At 52.5% G+C, this 16,636-nt stretch carries 13 protein-coding genes; all 13 read right to left on the minus strand.

Annotated features, from left to right (window positions below; genetic code table 11):
- Position 1: 1 nt before the first annotated feature.
- Positions 2 to 3,490 (minus strand): DNA polymerase III subunit alpha, encoded by a 3,489-nt coding sequence (gene dnaE, locus SYMBAF_RS11660; RefSeq protein ID WP_040266724.1) that lies wholly within the window; start codon positions 3,488 to 3,490, stop codon positions 2 to 4.
- A gap of 64 nt (positions 3,491 to 3,554) precedes the next feature.
- Positions 3,555 to 4,148, minus strand: a complete 594-nt coding sequence (rnhB, locus tag SYMBAF_RS11665) for a ribonuclease HII (RefSeq protein ID WP_006709222.1) — start codon at positions 4,146 to 4,148, stop codon at positions 3,555 to 3,557.
- The gene (gene lpxB, locus SYMBAF_RS11670) at positions 4,145 to 5,293 is read right to left on the minus strand and encodes a lipid-A-disaccharide synthase (RefSeq protein ID WP_040266726.1); all 1,149 of its coding nucleotides are present in this window, start codon (positions 5,291 to 5,293) and stop codon (positions 4,145 to 4,147) included. The genes rnhB and lpxB overlap by 4 nt, the downstream gene beginning before the upstream one ends.
- A gap of 3 nt (positions 5,294 to 5,296) precedes the next feature.
- Positions 5,297 to 6,085, minus strand: coding sequence for an acyl-ACP--UDP-N-acetylglucosamine O-acyltransferase (gene lpxA / locus SYMBAF_RS11675; protein ID WP_006709220.1), 789 nt, complete (start codon positions 6,083 to 6,085; stop codon positions 5,297 to 5,299).
- Between the two features lie 3 nt (positions 6,086 to 6,088).
- Complete coding sequence (gene fabZ / locus SYMBAF_RS11680; protein WP_149590969.1) at positions 6,089 to 6,544, minus strand: 3-hydroxyacyl-ACP dehydratase FabZ; 456 nt, start codon at positions 6,542 to 6,544, stop codon at positions 6,089 to 6,091.
- Between the two features lie 336 nt (positions 6,545 to 6,880).
- Positions 6,881 to 7,909, minus strand: a complete 1,029-nt coding sequence (gene lpxD, locus SYMBAF_RS11685; RefSeq protein WP_040266728.1) for a UDP-3-O-(3-hydroxymyristoyl)glucosamine N-acyltransferase — start codon at positions 7,907 to 7,909, stop codon at positions 6,881 to 6,883.
- A 4-nt stretch (positions 7,910 to 7,913) separates the two neighbouring features.
- Positions 7,914 to 8,411, minus strand: a complete 498-nt coding sequence (gene skp / locus SYMBAF_RS11690; protein WP_006709217.1) for a molecular chaperone Skp — start codon at positions 8,409 to 8,411, stop codon at positions 7,914 to 7,916.
- 357 nt (positions 8,412 to 8,768) lie between these two features.
- Positions 8,769 to 11,174, minus strand: a complete 2,406-nt coding sequence (gene bamA / locus SYMBAF_RS11695) for an outer membrane protein assembly factor BamA (protein ID WP_040266730.1) — start codon at positions 11,172 to 11,174, stop codon at positions 8,769 to 8,771.
- A gap of 35 nt (positions 11,175 to 11,209) precedes the next feature.
- Positions 11,210 to 12,565, minus strand: a complete 1,356-nt coding sequence (gene rseP, locus SYMBAF_RS11700) for a sigma E protease regulator RseP (protein ID WP_040266733.1) — start codon at positions 12,563 to 12,565, stop codon at positions 11,210 to 11,212.
- 28 nt (positions 12,566 to 12,593) lie between these two features.
- Complete coding sequence (gene cdsA / locus SYMBAF_RS11705) at positions 12,594 to 13,442, minus strand: phosphatidate cytidylyltransferase (protein WP_040266734.1); 849 nt, start codon at positions 13,440 to 13,442, stop codon at positions 12,594 to 12,596.
- Entirely contained in the window at positions 13,436 to 14,215 is a 780-nt protein-coding gene (gene ispU, locus SYMBAF_RS11710) for a (2E,6E)-farnesyl-diphosphate-specific ditrans,polycis-undecaprenyl-diphosphate synthase (protein WP_040266736.1), read from the minus strand. The genes cdsA and ispU overlap by 7 nt, the downstream gene beginning before the upstream one ends.
- A 279-nt stretch (positions 14,216 to 14,494) precedes the next feature.
- The gene (ispC, locus tag SYMBAF_RS11715) at positions 14,495 to 15,691 is read right to left on the minus strand and encodes a 1-deoxy-D-xylulose-5-phosphate reductoisomerase (protein ID WP_040266738.1); all 1,197 of its coding nucleotides are present in this window, start codon (positions 15,689 to 15,691) and stop codon (positions 14,495 to 14,497) included.
- A 157-nt stretch (positions 15,692 to 15,848) separates the two neighbouring features.
- Entirely contained in the window at positions 15,849 to 16,406 is a 558-nt protein-coding gene (gene frr, locus SYMBAF_RS11720) for a ribosome recycling factor (RefSeq protein WP_040266739.1), read from the minus strand.
- Positions 16,407 to 16,636: the final 230 nt, after the last annotated feature.

Here is a 16,636-nt window from a genome sequence, read left to right on the forward strand (position 1 = left end):
TTTAGTCAAATTCCAGTTCCACCTGCTCATTGCCTAGCAAAGTCCGCAAATCTATCAACAAGCGGTCAGTGGGCGTCACGCGCCAGGTTGCGCCAAAACGCAGCCTGGCCTGAGCATCTTCCCGCTGATAGTAGAGGTGCACTGGGATCGTCCCCGATCGATGGGGTTCCAACGACTGGCGGAGACGGTTCAAAAGCTGGTCATCAATTTGCCTGTCCGTCAGCGAGATAGCAAGCCCACGCGCGTATTTTTCACGAGCTTCACTGATGTCCATTACCTCGCGAGCCATCATTTTAAGCCCGCCGCTAAAGTCATCAAAGCTAACCTGCCCAGTGGCGATCAGGATACGGTCTTTTTCCAGCAAATGCTGGTATTTTTCTAGCGCCTCGGTGAATAGCATTACCTCCAGACGGCCTGAGCGGTCATCCAACGTACAAATACCGATGCGGTTACCGCGCTTGGTGACCATCACTCGCGCGGCAACCACCAGACCAACAGCGGTAGTCATCTTGCCCCGATCCGTCGGATGCATGTCTTTCAAACGCTGACCACCGGCATAGCGTTCGATTTCCTTCAGATACTGGGTGATCGGGTGGCCGGTGAGGTATAGCCCCAGCGTCTCCCGCTCACCGTCCAGCACCACCTGCTCCTGCCAGCGGGGCACGTTGGCGTAGGATTGCTCCACTTGCTCTGGTGCTTCCGACAGCACACCAAACATGTCTACCTGGCCGATGGCTTCGGCTTTGGCATGCTGATCGGCTGCCTTCAACGCATCGCCTAATGAGTTCATCAGCGCAGCACGGTGCGGCCCCAAGCGATCGAACGCCCCAGACATGATCAACTTTTCCAGAATGCGACGGTTCAGCTTCTTAATGTCGGAACGTGCGCAAAGATCAAACAAATCTTTAAAGTAGCCCTGCTCACCACTGTTACGCGCTTCAATAATAGCCTCGATCGGCCCCTCACCCACACCTTTAATCGCGCCAATGCCATAGACGATTTCACCCTCACTGTTGACGTGGAAACGGTACTGCCCGCTGTTGATGTCCGGCGGCAGGATCTTCAGCCCCATACGCCAACATTCATCCACCAACCCCACCACCTTGTCGGTATTGTCCATATCGGCGGTCATTACCGCCGCCATAAACTCGGCCGGATAGTGTGCTTTCAGCCATAGCGTTTGGTAAGACACCAATGCGTAGGCGGCAGAGTGAGATTTATTGAAACCGTAACCGGCGAATTTCTCCACCAGATCGAAAATCTTGACCGATAGTTCACCGTCGATGCCACGTAATTTCGCACCATCTTCAAAACCACCACGCTGCTTGGCCATTTCGACCGGGTTCTTCTTACCCATCGCACGGCGCAGCATGTCCGCGCCACCCAGTGTATAACCAGCCAGTACCTGAGCTATCTGCATCACTTGTTCTTGATACAGAATGATACCGTAGGTCGGTTCCAACACTGGCTTGAGCGACTCATGCTGCCACTGGATATCCGGGTAGGAGATCTCTTCACGCCCGTGTTTACGGTCAATGAAGTTATCCACCATACCCGATTGCAGCGGACCAGGGCGGAACAGTGCCACCAATGCGATCATGTCTTCGAAACAGTCGGGTTTCAGGCGTTTAATCAGGTCTTTCATGCCGCGCGATTCAAGCTGGAACACCGCAGTGGTTTCCGAGCGCTGCAACATGTCAAAGCTTTTCTTATCATTCAGCGGGATGGCAGCGATGTCGATCGGCGGCTCACCGCTCTTGGCACGCCGTGCGTTGATCATCTCCAGCGCCCAGTCGATGATGCTCAAAGTACGCAGGCCAAGGAAGTCAAACTTCACCAGCCCGGCATATTCTACGTCGTTTTTGTCAAACTGGGTCACCGGGTGGTGGCCTTCGGCATCGCAGTAAAGCGGCGCAAAGTCGGTGATTTTGGTCGGTGCGATCACCACGCCGCCAGCGTGTTTGCCGGCGTTGCGCGTCACCCCTTCCAGCTTGCGCGCCATGTCGATCAGCGCTTTGACTTCTTCATCAGCTTCATAAATTTCAGGTAGTTGCGGTTCGGCGGCAAACGCCTTCTCCAGCGTCATGCCCGGATCAGGCGGCACCAATTTGGCAATGCGATCAACGAAGCCATACGGATGACCCAGCACGCGGCCCACATCGCGGATCACCGCTTTCGCCGCCATGGTGCCAAAAGTGATAATCTGCGATACTGCTTCACGGCCATACATCTCCGACACATGATCGATCACCAGATCGCGCTTTTCCATGCAAAAATCGACGTCAAAGTCTGGCATCGAAACGCGTTCCGGGTTGAGGAAACGTTCGAACAGTAGGTCAAATTCCAGCGGATCAAGGTCGGTGATTTTCAGCGCATAGGCCACCAGTGAACCAGCACCAGAACCACGTCCTGGCCCTACCGGGACGTGGTTGTCCTTCGACCACTGGATGAACTCCATGACGATCAAAAAGTAACCAGGAAATCCCATCTGGTTGATCACTTTCAACTCAACCTCCAGACGCTCGTCATATTCCGGGCGACGCTGGGCGCGCACTTCAGGATCGGGGAACAGGAACGTGAGGCGCTCTTCAAGCCCTTCCTTTGACTTGAGCACCAGAAAATCTTCGGTGGTCATATCGCCAGTCGGGAACTGCGGCAGAAAATATTCACCCAAGCGAATGGTCACGTTACAACGTTTGGCGATCTCGACACTGTTAAGCAGCGCTTCCGGGATATCGGCGAACAGCTCGCACATGTCGTCTTCACTGCGCATATATTGCTGTGGGCTGTAGTTGCGCGGGCGCTTGGGATCATCCAGCGTAAAGCCTTCGTGGATGGCTACACGAATTTCATGGGCATCGAAGTCGTCTTCTTCCAGAAAACGCACGTCATTGGTGGCCACCACCGGCAAACCACGCTCAGTGGCTAACGCTACAGCAGCGTGCAGATAGTTTTCTTCGTCTGGACGGCCGGTGCGGATCAGTTCCAGGTAGTAACAATCAGGGAAATACTGCTGGTAGAAATCCAGACACTGCTCAACCTGCGGCTGGTTGCCGCGCAGCAGGAATTTGCCGACGTCGCCGTGCCGCGCGCCTGACAGCAGCAGCAGCCCTTCACGGTGTTCGATCAGCCAGTCGCGATCGATAATCGGCCCAGCAGCACCGTAGCCACGCTGATAGGCGCGGGAAATCAGCAGTGTCAAATTCTGGTAGCCTGCGCTGTTGGTGGCCAATACCGTGAGCTGCGCCAACTCATCGCCCAGCACGTCGCTTTGCACATGGAGATCCGCGCCGATGATCGGTTTAATCCCCACCCCATGCGCACTACCGTAGAACTTCACCAGACCGCACAAGTTGGTAAAGTCGGTGATTGCCAAAGCAGGCATGGCTAAGGCAGCAGCTCTCTTCACCAAAGGCCCAATCTTGGCTAATCCATCAATCATCGAGTAGTCACTGTGAACACGCAAGTGAATGAAACGGGGTTCGGCCATATCCAGATACCTGAATGAAGTGGCTCGGCATACCGAGCCAAGGTTAACGCTTACGCATTGCAGCTTATAGCTCCAGCACCCTTCTCACCGGGGCAAAACTGCGGCGGTGGTGTTCGGTCGCTCCCAGCACAGCCAGTTGCTCCAGATGGAAGGCGGTCGGGTAGCCCTTATGCTGCGCGAAGCCGTAGCCAGGGAACACACGATCTAACTCAATCATTTCTCGATCGCGTGTGACCTTAGCAAGAATCGACGCCGCGCTGATTTCCGCCACGCGGCTGTCGCCCTTCACCACCGCCTGCGAGCGCATCGGTAACGTTGGGCAGCGGTTACCGTCGATCAGCACCATATCCGGTACAATAGGCAACCCAGCAACCGCCCTCTGCATCGCCAGCATAGTGGCGTGCAGAATATTCAACCGGTCAATCTCTTCCGGCTCAGCACGCCCCAGGCTCCAGGACAATGCCTTGGCGATAATTTCCTCATACAGTGCCAGGCGGCGCTTTTCACTGAGCTTTTTCGAGTCCGCCAAGCCGACGATCGGCTGCGCCGGATCGAGGATCACCGCAGCGGTCACCACGGCACCAACCAGCGGGCCACGACCCACCTCATCTACACCGGCAATCAGCAGTGCAGCGGGATAGATAAAAGGTTTAATCATGCTAACGCCCGTTCCAACACCGCCTGAGCGGCCTGTTCATCGGCACCACAGCGGATACTTTGGTGCAAGCTCAGGAAGGTCTGCTTCAGTTTTTCACTCTGCGAGCTGTCTTCCAGCAACGGCATCAACGCCGCTGCTAGCTTGTCCGGCACGCAATCATCTTGCAGTAGCTCGGTAACAATTTCTCGTCCCGCCAACAGGTTGGGTAGTGATACATAAGGAGTCTTCACCAGCCGTTGCGCCAGCCAAAAGGTAAACGACTTCATGCGGTAACCCACCACCATCGGACACTTGGCCAACATGCACTCCAGCGCAGCAGTGCCCGATGCCAACAACGCCGCGTTGCTGGCTATCATCGCTTCGCGCCCCTGCCCGTTCAGCAGATGTACAGTCAGCTCCGGAGCCACCTCGGCCTTGATGCGTTCGAACTGCTCGCGCCGCTTGGCATTGACCAACGGCACCACCACTTCCAAATCTGGATAATGGCTACGCAACCGTTGCGCGGTTTTCAGGAAATCAGCGCTCAGCATCTCAACTTCTGCGCTGCGGCTGCCGGGCAACAGCGCCAGACAACGCACCTGTGGGTCAATACCCAACGCAACACGCGCTGCCAATCGATCCGGCTGTAGTGGCATAGCATCCGCCATGGTGTGGCCGATAAACCGGCACGGAACGTTGAAACGGTCATAAAACGCTTTTTCGAAAGGGAGAAAGGCCAGCACCAAATCGGTGGCTTTGCCAATTTTGAAAACTCGCTTCTGACGCCAAGCCCAGACCGATGGGCTGACATAGTGGATAGTGCGAATGCCGCGCTGCTTAAGACGGCCTTCCAGCGTGATGTTGAAGTCCGGCGCATCGATGCCGACAAACACATCCGGCTTTAGGTCGCTGAAGCGGCGGGTCAAATCCTTGCGGAGCTTGAGTAGGCGTGGCAAACACTCCAGCACTTCCACCACACCCATTACCGCCAGTTCTTCCATTTCGTACCAGGCTTCACAGCCTTCGGCCTGCATCAGTGGGCCAGCGACGCCAACAAAACGCGCGTTGGGTACCCGTGCCTTGAGCGCGCGGATTAATCCGGTGCCGAGAATATCACCGGAGGTTTCTCCGACGACTAATCCAATGGTCAGTGGGCGCTTTGGCATAGGTCAGCGAATGATACCACGGGTTGAACGGGTGAAAAAATCGAGGAGTTGCTGTACCACTGGCTGCTCTTTAGCCAGAGCTTCGATTTCTGCCTTCGCTTGATCCAGCGTTTTCTCACGGCGATAAAGGATCTTGTAAGCGTTACGGATCGTCTGCATCTCATCCTTATCAAAACCTCGGCGTTTCAGGCCAATAGCGTTAACACCGATCGGCGTAGCATGGTTACCCTGGGCGATGACGAAAGGAGGCACATCCTGAGCAACGCCGGAGCATCCCCCCACCATCACATGCGCGCCAATAATGCAGAATTGATGGATCGCCGTCATACCGCCGATAATGGCATAGTCATCGACCTCCACATGCCCCGCCAACGTGGCGTTGTTAGCCAGCACACAGGCGTTACCGACCACACAATCATGTGCAATGTGCACGTTAACCATCAGCAGGTTGTCATTACCTACTTTAGTCAGGCCAGTTCCCTGCGCAGTACCGCGATGGATGGTGACGCTTTCGCGGATGCGATTGCGGTCACCCACTTCAACGCGCGTTGGCTCACCTGCGTATTTCAAATCTTGATTCACTTCACCAATGGAGGCGAACTGATAGATCTGGTTATCGCGGCCAATTTTGGTTATGCCGTTCACCACAACATGAGATTTCAGTACCGTGCCAATGCCGATTTCCACCTGAGAGCCGACATAGCAGAAGGCACCAATATATGCACCGGCACCAATAACAGCGCCTTCCTCGACTATCGCACTGGGGTGGATAAAGGCAGTTTCGTCAATCACGGATTAAGCCTCCCGGCTGCGGGCACACATCATGGTTGCTTCGCAGACAATTTTACCATCAACCATCGCCACGCCTTTAAAACGCGTCAAACCACGGCGGGTTTTCTCAAAGGTGACTTCCATGATCATCTGATCGCCAGGCACTACCGGACGCTTGAAGCGAGCTTCGTCAATACCGGCGAAATAGTACAGCTCGCCCGGCTCCAGTTTACCGACGCTTTTAAACGCCAAGATGCCGGTGGCTTGTGCCATGGCTTCCAAAATCAATACACCTGGGAAAATCGGTTTTCCAGGGAAATGTCCTTGGAAAAACGGCTCATTCACAGATACGTTCTTCACCGCACGGAGGAACTTGTGCTCCTCAAAATCGAGGACGCGATCAACCAGTAAGAACGGGTAACGGTGAGGAAGCAATTCCAAAATTTCTGCAATATCCAGAGTATGAGTGTCAGTAATCAAAATACTCTTCCTGTCTTTAAAACTGATGACATTAACAACACGGCCTGCGCTGACCCCAGAAGAGATCATCGTACAGGCCGCAAATTAGTAACTCTTTACACTTTTGGTCTCATGACCAACGCGCTTCGTTTAGTACTCAGCAGGGTGGGCGAGTAGGTGATTAGACCCTTCATCTGACAAACTGCATTTTTGTTAGCTGCCTTCGCTCACCTCAGTCACATAGCAGTCTATGCTCCAGGGGATTATGAGCCTTTTCTGAGGCTCCACCTGCGCTATTCAAACCGCTTTATGACTGATTTGTCGCTCAGTTACCGCCATAATGCAGCGTACCATTTATCAGGTATCGTCTTTTCCAACTTTTCGTTCGACAGCTTTCAAGCGCTTGCTAATCTCATCGATATTCATCACCAATGCAGCAGTTTTACGCCACACCTTGTTGGGTTGTAACGGAATGCCCGATGAGTATACCCCAGGTTCAGTGATAGGTCGCATGACCATTCCCATTCCGGTGACCACTACCTTATCAGCAATCGCCATGTGACCATTGAGCACGCTGGCACCGCCGATCTGGCAATAACGGCCGATTTTCAAGCTGCCTGCCATGATCACACCGCCAGCAACGGCAGTATTGTCGCCAATCACCACATTGTGTGCAATCTGGCATTGGTTGTCGATGATAACACCGTTCCCAATCAGGGTGTTATCCAACGCGCCTCGGTCAATGGTGGTGCAAGCGCCAATCTCTACACGATCACCAATAATCACCGTACCCAACTGCGGGATCTTGATCCAGTTACCGTGTTCGTTGGCATAGCCAAAGCCATCAGCACCGATCACTGTACCGGACTGGATCAAACAATGCTGGCCGATCTCGACCTCGTGATAAATAGTGACGTTAGCCCATAGACGCGTACCCGCGCCGATACGTGCACATTTGCCGATAAAGCAGCCTGGGCCGATGACCACGTGATCGCCAAGTACTGCACCTGGTTCGATCACCGTATTCGCCCCAATGGCGACATGCTGCCCCAGCGTTGCTGTAGGCGAAATCACCGCGCTTGGCGCGATTTCCTGTGCGGGAAGTGGGGTGGTATCCATCAACTGCGCCATGTACGCATAAGTTAGGTAAGGGTTTTTAACCACCAGCGCCGCAGAACGGCAGTGGGGTAAATCTGCCTCGGTGAGCACCACAGCGCTCGCCTGGCAGGAGGCCAGTTGCTCTTGATAGCGACTGTTTGACAAAAACGTGATTTGGCCAGCCTGTGCCGAATGCATTGAAGCAATGCCGATGATGACGAGTTCGCCATCACCGTGCAATTGTGCATTCAACTGCTGCGCTAAATCAGCCAGTCGAATTGAAAACATGTTGTTATTTAACCTGTTTCAGCACGTCAGCCGTGATGTCTTTAGAAGAACTTACGTAGGCAACGGCATTAGCGTCGATCACTACGTCATAGCCCTCTTTGCTGGCAACAGATTTCACCGCATCTTGAATACGGCTAAGGATTTTGTTACGTTCTTCCATCTGACGGCGGCGGTTATCCTGCTCGAAAGCCTGTGCTTTCCGAGAGAACTGCTCACGCTGCGTCATCACTTCTTTTTCCAACTTGCTGCGATCGCTGGCTTTCATAGTAGCACCATCCCGCTGTAGACGCTGCATTTTGGTCTGAAGGCTATGCTCCATGTTCTGGAGTTCGCCCGCACGGCCTTTAAACTCATTTTCCAGTTGTTTAGCCACGGTCTCACGTGCTGGCAACTGTTGGAAAATGCTGGAGACGTTAACGACAGCGATTTTATCTGCTGCCTGAACACCCGCTGAAGCAGCCATTGCTAAACCGAGGCCTGCGGCACACAACCACTTTTTCACTATAGACTCCTTACCATCTACCCATTTGTGTCATATGACACCGAAGTACACAATCTGCCAGACTTATCCTGCTAAACACAATGAGATGCAACTCTCCGCTCACGGATGCCTGGCATTTGCGATTCTTGAAATACTTATCATACTTCGCGTTGCCTGTGCGTTAGCCTTCCTCGCTCACCCCAGTCACTGACTGGTGTAAACGCCTGTGAATAATGAACCTCATTCCTGAGGTTCAGCCTGCGGCCCAGCACAAGCACTGTTTAAATCGGTTCCCGACCGATTTGTCACTGCGTTGCTGTCTCCTGCAACTCGAATTATTTAGGGTATAACTTCTTTTTTGGCCTGAGGCGAAACCCTTTACCAGGTTTTGCCAATGTTAAACTGGAACTGTTCAGACTTGTCGCCATCGTGTTTTTTTAGCGGTTTAGCATAGGAGAACACCAACGGCCCCAGCGGTGACATCCATTGCAACGCGACACCGAAAGAAGCACGAATATTGCTTACCTTGTTGTAATCAGGCACATCGTACTTGAGAGTATCAGCGGTATTCTGCCATTTGGTATCCCACACCGTACCCGTATCCAAGAACAGAGAGGTACGCACCGATTTGGCGTATTTCTCACTAATAAATGGTGTTGGGGTAATCAATTCCAGGCTGGCGACCGCCATGGCATTACCGCCTACGGCATCATCTGAATTACAAATCTTTGTCTTGTCGGCACAGCTATGCGAGTGGGAATTATAGTATACCGCCTTCGGGCCAATGGTGTTGGACTGGAAGCCGCGCAAGGTGCTCGAACCGCCGGCATAGAAATTCTCATAGAACGGTGTTTCCTTGCCGCCCAGACCATCGGCGTAACCCAGACGGCCACGCCCCAACAACACCCAGGTGTGATCATTGTTGATAGGCACGTACTGCACGCTATCCAAGGTTACTTTGTAGTATTTGTTATCCGAGCCAGGAATGGTGACCTTGCCGTTCAACGTGGTGCGGTTACCCGAAGTCGGGAAGTAGCCGCGATCTAGATCATTGTGAGTCCAGCCCAGATTTAAGGTAAAGTCGTCGGCTGAGTAGCTGGCGCGATCGACAGTGTTCGGCTCCATCCCCACTGACTTCAAGTAGCGCCACATGGCGATTTGAGGCTGCATGTTCGACAGACCGTTATGCACATAGCCCAAACCGCTACGCAACGAGTTGTTTTCGTTGATCGGGAAACCCAGGGTGCCATCAACCCCATAACTCTTATTGGTATAATCAGAAAGATCGGCGTTATCCGCTTTAAAGTTGTTGTAGAAAACCCGACCACCCAAGCTCACGCCATCCATAGTGAAGTACGGGTCAGTGACCGACAGTTCAGTGTAAGTCTGGTAATTGTTCTTAGATCCATTGATGCCGACGGAATAACCGGTACCCAGCCAATTGTCCTGCTGCATGCCCATTTTGAAGCTGACACCGCTTTCTGTGCCATAGCCAATGCCGAAGTTGAAACTACCGGTGTTACGTTCTTTCACTTTGTAGATGACGTCAACCTGATCGGTGCTACTCGGCACACGCTGGGTTTCCACATCAACCGTCTCGAAATAACCCAGACGATTCAGGCGCTCTTTACCCTGTTCGACCTGAACGTTGCCCAACCAAGCTCCTTCCATCTGACGCATTTCACGGCGCAATACGGAATCTTTACTGGTGTCGTTACCTTCAAACTTAATACGACGCACGTAGAAGCGGTTGCCCGCATCAACATTTACATGGAGTTTGACGGTTTTATCCTGGTCGTTAATTTCTGGCTGGGTGGCGACACGCGGGTAGGCGTAACCGTAACGGCCCAACATCGTCTTGATGTTGTCTTCCATGTTGGTCACTTTACCACCGTTATACAGTTCGCCCGGTTCAATTTTAGTTAACTGGGCAGCTTCCTGCGAATGCCCCGCCAAGTTGCCATTCACTACCACCTCAGACAGTTTGTACTGTTCGCCTTCAGTCATGTTGATGGTGATGTAGATGCCTTTTTTATCTGGCGTCAAACTAACTTGGGTAGAATCGATGTTGAAGCGCGCGTAACCGCGATCTAGATAGAAGCTGCGCAGATTTTCGAGATCGCCCGACAGTTTCTGTTTCTGATATTTGCGATCGCCGACCAAGTTCCACCACGGCACTTCGTCACGCAGTTGGAAACGTGAGATCAGTTCATCATTGGTGAAAGCATGGTTACCAACGATGTTGATTTGTTGGATCTTGGCAGAGACCCCTTCCGTGAAAACCAATTTCAGATCGACACGGTTGCGCGGCAGCGGTGTCACTACGGCTTTCACCGATGCACTGTATTTACCGACGCTGTAGTAGAAATCTTCCAACCCTTTTTCAATGCTGGAAATCGTGGTGCGGTCAAGGGCCTCGCCAACCCGAACGCCAGAGGCTTCCAGGTTCTGCTTGAGCATATCATCTTTTACCGACTTGTTGCCGGAGAAAGTAATGCTGGCGATGGTAGGACGTTCCTTAACTTGAACAATCAGCGTATTACCATCGCGTAGCACGCGAACGTCTTCGAAATTGCCGGTGGCAAACAAAGCACGGATGGTATTACCGATATCATCGTCAGTGATGATATCGCCTACGCGAACCGGCATGTTAAGCAACGCCGCACCGACAGCGACCCGTTGCAGCCCTTCGAAATGAATGTCCTTCACTACGAACCCGTCTGCACCGTATACGGTGGCGCTGCTAAACAGCAGCGACGCTATGAGCAACTTTTTCATCGCCATCGTTGTTATGCGTTCTTCCTAACCTATCCCCGCCCCTAAAGGCGAGAAAAATCATTGAAAAGTGCAAGACCCATCAGCAATACCAGCATGATCGAACCCATGCGGTAGCTGTAATCCTGTACTCGCTCAGAAACCGGCCTCCCCTTCAACTTTTCTATCGCTAGGAAGAGGAGATGCCCACCATCTAACACCGGTAAAGGGAACAGATTGATGATCCCTAGGTTGACACTAATTAACGCCAGGAACATCAGATAATACACCAATCCGCTCCCGGCTGACGCCCCTGCTCCCTGCGCAATTGAAATCGGGCCACTCAGGTTACTCAGCTTTACGTCACCGATTATCAATTTACCCAGCATGCTGACCGTAAGCCGCATCAGATACCAAGTTTTGTCACTGGCCTGATACAGCGCAGGGAGCCATCCATATTGATGAATCGTCTTATACTCTTCCGACAGAGGCAGCACTTTCGGAATGATGCCAGCAAACCCTACCGATTTGCCTTTTTCCATCGCTTTTGTATCTGGTATCAGCGTCAAAAACAAGGGGAGGCCGTTTCTTTCGATCTCCAAAGCCAGCGGCTTGCCTGGGCTATCGTGAATTCGCTTAACCAACGTTTGCCAACCATCCAGCCGTTGATCATCGATTTTGACGATCCTATCTCCTACGTGTAACCCTGCCTTTTGCGCCGCTGAATCCGGCTGCACTTCGGCAAGCACTGATTCTATCTGTGGGCCGCGTGGAATAATACCCAGCGCCACCACGGGATCCTGTTGATCTGGTTCAAAGTTCCACTGGCGCAGATCCAAAGTCTTGATCACCTGTTGCGAAGAACCGAACGGTGCCATACCCACCTCAGTTTGCCTGTCACCAATCTTCGCCACTAACGCCAGACGAACGGATTCCCAATCAGGCGTTTCGATACCATCAACCGACTTAAGTTCCATTCCGGGCGAAATTTCGGCCTTTGCGGCGATGGACTGCGGCGAGATTTCACCGACGACTGGACGGAAGGCAGGAACACCGATGATGAACACCAGCCAATAAGCCAGAATAGCAAATAAGAAGTTGGCGATGGGACCAGCGCTGACGATCGCTGCGCGCTGCCAGATGGGTTTATTGTTGAAAGCCTGATGGCGGCGTGCAGGCGCAACTGCCTCCACCCGCTCATCCAGCATCTTCACATAGCCACCCAACGGGATAAGAGCGATAACATACTCCGTACCCTGACGGTCAGTGCGGCACCACAGGGCACGGCCAAATCCGATACAGAAGCGTTCTACACGCACACCACATCGGCGGGCAACCCAAAAATGCCCGAACTCGTGGACGGTGACTAATACACCGAGCGCCACCAAAAACGCCAACAGGTTCCAGAGCATACTAAACATTATCCCTTCACTCCCCGCCATTGACGGATTAAAACACTAACAGCATCATGCAGGCAAATACAGGCACTGCTGCGGTCAGGCTGTCGATACGATCCAGTATACCGCCATGGCCCGGTATCAGACGCCCACTGTCTTTAATACCTGCTTCACGTTTGAACATGCTTTCGACCAGATCACCTAGTACCGAAGCTAACGCGGCGATCACCGAACAAACCAACAGGGTGACCGGCACTATATTCAGTGGTGCATAGCGGCCAAACAGCCATGCGATCAACGCTGAAGTCATCAGCCCACCAATCAGCCCTTCCCAAGTCTTGCCCGGCGAAACCTTCGGTGCCAGTTTATGCTTGCCGAACAGTTTACCGAACATGTAAGCACCGGAATCCACGCCCCATACCAGCAGCATCACATACAATAGCCACCAAGCACCGGTAAAATGGTTCTCTACATAGCCACACTGACGTAGCGCCAGCATACCCCAAAAGAAAGGTACGATGGTCAGCAGGCCGAAAAGCAGGCGCAGTGAACGCGAATGACGCCAGACTGCTGCCGACTGGGGATAAAACAGCACTAGCAGTAGTGCAGCCAGCCACCAGGCCAACGACAACCATAGCGAGCCGCCCATCAGCGGAAGGTCAACGGCACGGGAATATGTGGGAACGCTGAGCATCATCAGCGCCAACAGAAAGCCGCACATTATCGCCAACCAAATGCGTTGCGGGCGGGAAGTAAAACCGGCCAATTGACCCCATTCCCAAGCGGCTAACATGCACACCACCAGCGTTATCAAGGCAAAAATCAACGGCGGCAGCAAAAACAGAACTGCGATAACCAGCGGAATTAAAATCACAGCAGTTATGAGGCGATACTTCAGCAAATGTTCCCCCCGAGAGGCATAGGTGCCGATACGATAGGTGTTGTTCCCCCGAAGCGACGCTCACGTTGTGCAAATGCATTCAGCGCATCTTCAAAGACATGTTCATCAAAATCAGGCCAAAGAACATCGGTAAAGTAAAGCTCGGCATAAGCGATTTGCCACAGCAGGAAGTTACTGATGCGATGTTCACCGCCGGTGCGAATAACTAAATCTACCGGTGCCAAATCGCTCATACAGACACACTGGCTCAATAATTCTTCGCTGATCTGATCCGAGCGCAACATGCCGCCTTGTACCTGTTCAGCCAGTTTCTTTACTCCCTGAATGATATCCCAACGGCCGCCGTAATTGGCAGCAATGTTAAGCGTCAAGCCGTTGTTATTTTTCGTCAGTTGCTCAGAACGATGAATGCGCTCCTGCAGACGCTTGCTGAAACGGCTGATGTCACCGATCACTCGCAGCCTGACATTATGCTTATGCAGACTTATTAATTCACTATCCAAGGCATGAACAAACAGCTCCATCAACGCGGAAACTTCCTGTATCGAGCGGTTCCAGTTTTCGCTACTGAAAGCATAAAGCGTCAGCGCTTCTAAACGGTTGCTAGCGGCAAAACTCACTGCACGGCGTACCGATTTCACCCCTGCTTTATGACCGAAGACACGTAATTTGCCCTGACGTTTAGCCCAACGTCCGTTACCATCCATAATGATGGCAACGTGGCGTGCCCCTAAGTGGAACGGATTAGCCTCTTGTGGATTTGCGGACACCATAACTGGTACTTATTTCCTCAATAGAAATATATAGCTGCTTTTCTTTAAAATCATGTTTTTATTATAAAAAAATCCATGTGCCCGATACAGTTCTGTAATATCTCCCTGCGATACCCGAAATTTCTGAACCGCTATCGGCATCGGCAAATGCCAATCAGGACATATTCAATCGTATAACCGCTAACAACTGGTGCAAACTATAACAGCTCAGCAGGGTATGAACAAACAGACCCACTGCAGCATGTGCGAATCATCAATAAAATCGAGTAATACCTGTTATCAAACTCGCATTGACTTGACCACTTCACTGGCAACCGCACGCGCCTGACAATCTATTTTTAAGACCGCATCAATGCAGGACGGCTCCTGCAACGACAGGCGTTCTAGCACTTTGCAGTTAACCTTGGCGATGTCGGTAAAGCGGATCTGTTCGTGCAAGAACGCCGCCACGGCGATCTCGTTGGCGGCATTCAGCACAGTGGTTGCCGCTTGCCCGGTATCGAAAGCTTCGATCGCCAGATACAGACAGGGATAACGCTCGCGCTCCGGTTCAGTAAAAGTTAACGAACCAATACGGCAGAAATCCAGCGCTTCCACGCCGGAATTTACCCGCTGCGGATAAGCTATCGCATGGGCAATAGGGGTACGCATGTCTGGCGTACCCAACTGAGCCAGCACGCTGCCATCGGCGTAGCGCACCATCGAATGGATCACCGACTGCGGATGCAATATCACTTCCATTTGTTTGGCAGAGGCGTTGAACAACCAGCGTGCCTCAATATATTCCAGACCTTTATTCATCATGGTGGCGGAATCCACCGAGATTTTGCGCCCCATCGACCAGTTAGGGTGAGCGCAGGCTTGATCCGGCGTTATTGTGGCGAACTGATCTAGCGGCATAGTGCGGAACGGGCCACCAGAACCGGTAAGCACGATGCGCGAGACACCATGCTCGTCCAGTGATGCGTATCCCAACTGGCGCTGAATGCTCTCAGGCAAACTCTGAAAAATTGCATTATGCTCGCTGTCCAGTGGCAGTAGCTGTGCCTGACTCTTTTGCACCGCCTCCATAAATAGGCGACCACAGGTCACCAACGACTCTTTGTTCGCCAGCAACACCTGTTTGCCAGCTCGGATCGCTGCCAATGTCGGCAGTAGCCCGGCAGCACCGACGATCGCCGCTGTCACTTGATCGACATCCCCTAACGCCGCCAATTCACAGGCAGCCTGTTCACCTGCCAGCACCTCGGTGGCTAGGCCATTTTCCGCCAGAATAACGCGTAGCTCGCGCGCAGCACTTTCATCCGCCATCGCCGCATAAGCTGGGCGGAACGCCATACACTGCTGCGCCATCACCGCCACATTACGGCCAGCTACCAACGCTTTAATTGCAAAACGCTCAGGATTTTCCTTGACCACAGCCAGGGTGCTGATCCCTACCGATCCGGTCGAGCCAAGAATAGTCAGTTGCTTCATGAATCCACTCTGAATAACTGTCTGTTGAGACCGAAGGTGTTTCAGTGTGTAACCTTAGCCACCACTTGTTAATGATCTTTCAGTACTAGGAAACGGGATCTACATGACAAAAAACAAAGCGCCGCCCAAGCGACGCTTTGTTTCTACGCTATATTGATTAGAAATCCAATAGCTCTTTTTCTTTGTCTGCCAACGCGGCATCAAGCAGCTTGATATAGGCATCGGTCATTTTCTGAATTTCATCCTGAGAACGGCGATCAGCATCTTCACTGATTTCTTTGTCTTTCAGCAAGGCTTTCACTTTGTCGTTAGCATCACGACGTACGTTACGTACCGCCACGCGCCCCTGCTCGGCTTCAGCGCGCACCACTTTGATCAGATCCCTACGGCGCTCTTCAGTCAAAGGAGGAAGCGGAACGCGAATCACGCTACCCGCTGAGTTTGGGTTCAGACCCAAGTCGGAAGACATGATAGCCTTTTCAACTGCCGAACCCAAAGAACGGTCAAACAGGTTGATCGCCAAGGTGCGAGAATCTTCAACGGTAACGCTGGCCAACTGACGCAGTGGGGTAGCTGCACCATAGTATTCCACCATGATGCCATCCAGGATGCTTGGAGAAGCACGGCCAGTACGAACTTTACTGATTTGGTTTTTGAATGCTTCTACGCTTTTTTCCATGCGTATATCTGCATCTTTTCTGATTTCATTAATCACGTTTCTAACCCTAGGAAGCTGGTTACTGGGCAGGCGATACATCAATATCGCCCGTGAATTCTACTCAAGCGACGCGGATAACAACTCGGCATTTATCTGCGCCCGCGAATGGGTAATAAGAGCCTATCCCATTAGGCTATATTTTTGCCCTTTTGGCCCTGGGCAGTGCTCACCCTCCTCACGTACGCCATGTACGCTGCGGTTGTGGCGCGCTGTCGGTGTCCAAACTG

Source organism: Serratia symbiotica (genome assembly GCF_000821185.2).
In the GTDB taxonomy this organism is placed as follows: Bacteria; Pseudomonadota; Gammaproteobacteria; order Enterobacterales; family Enterobacteriaceae; genus Serratia; species Serratia symbiotica.

Coding starts and splice junctions, on each gene's coding strand:
- dnaE (WP_040266724.1), bottom strand. CDS start 3,490: ATGGCCGAACCCCGTTTCATTCACTTGCGTGTTCACAGTGACTACTCG.
- rnhB (WP_006709222.1), bottom strand. CDS start 4,148: ATGATTAAACCTTTTATCTATCCCGCTGCACTGCTGATTGCCGGTGTA.
- lpxB (WP_040266726.1), bottom strand. CDS start 5,293: ATGCCAAAGCGCCCACTGACCATTGGATTAGTCGTCGGAGAAACCTCC.
- lpxD (WP_040266728.1), bottom strand. CDS start 7,909: ATGTTTTCAATTCGACTGGCTGATTTAGCGCAGCAGTTGAATGCACAA.
- bamA (WP_040266730.1), bottom strand. CDS start 11,174: ATGGCGATGAAAAAGTTGCTCATAGCGTCGCTGCTGTTTAGCAGCGCC.
- rseP (WP_040266733.1), bottom strand. CDS start 12,565: ATGTTTAGTATGCTCTGGAACCTGTTGGCGTTTTTGGTGGCGCTCGGT.
- ispU (WP_040266736.1), bottom strand. CDS start 14,215: ATGGTGTCCGCAAATCCACAAGAGGCTAATCCGTTCCACTTAGGGGCA.
- ispC (WP_040266738.1), bottom strand. CDS start 15,691: ATGAAGCAACTGACTATTCTTGGCTCGACCGGATCGGTAGGGATCAGC.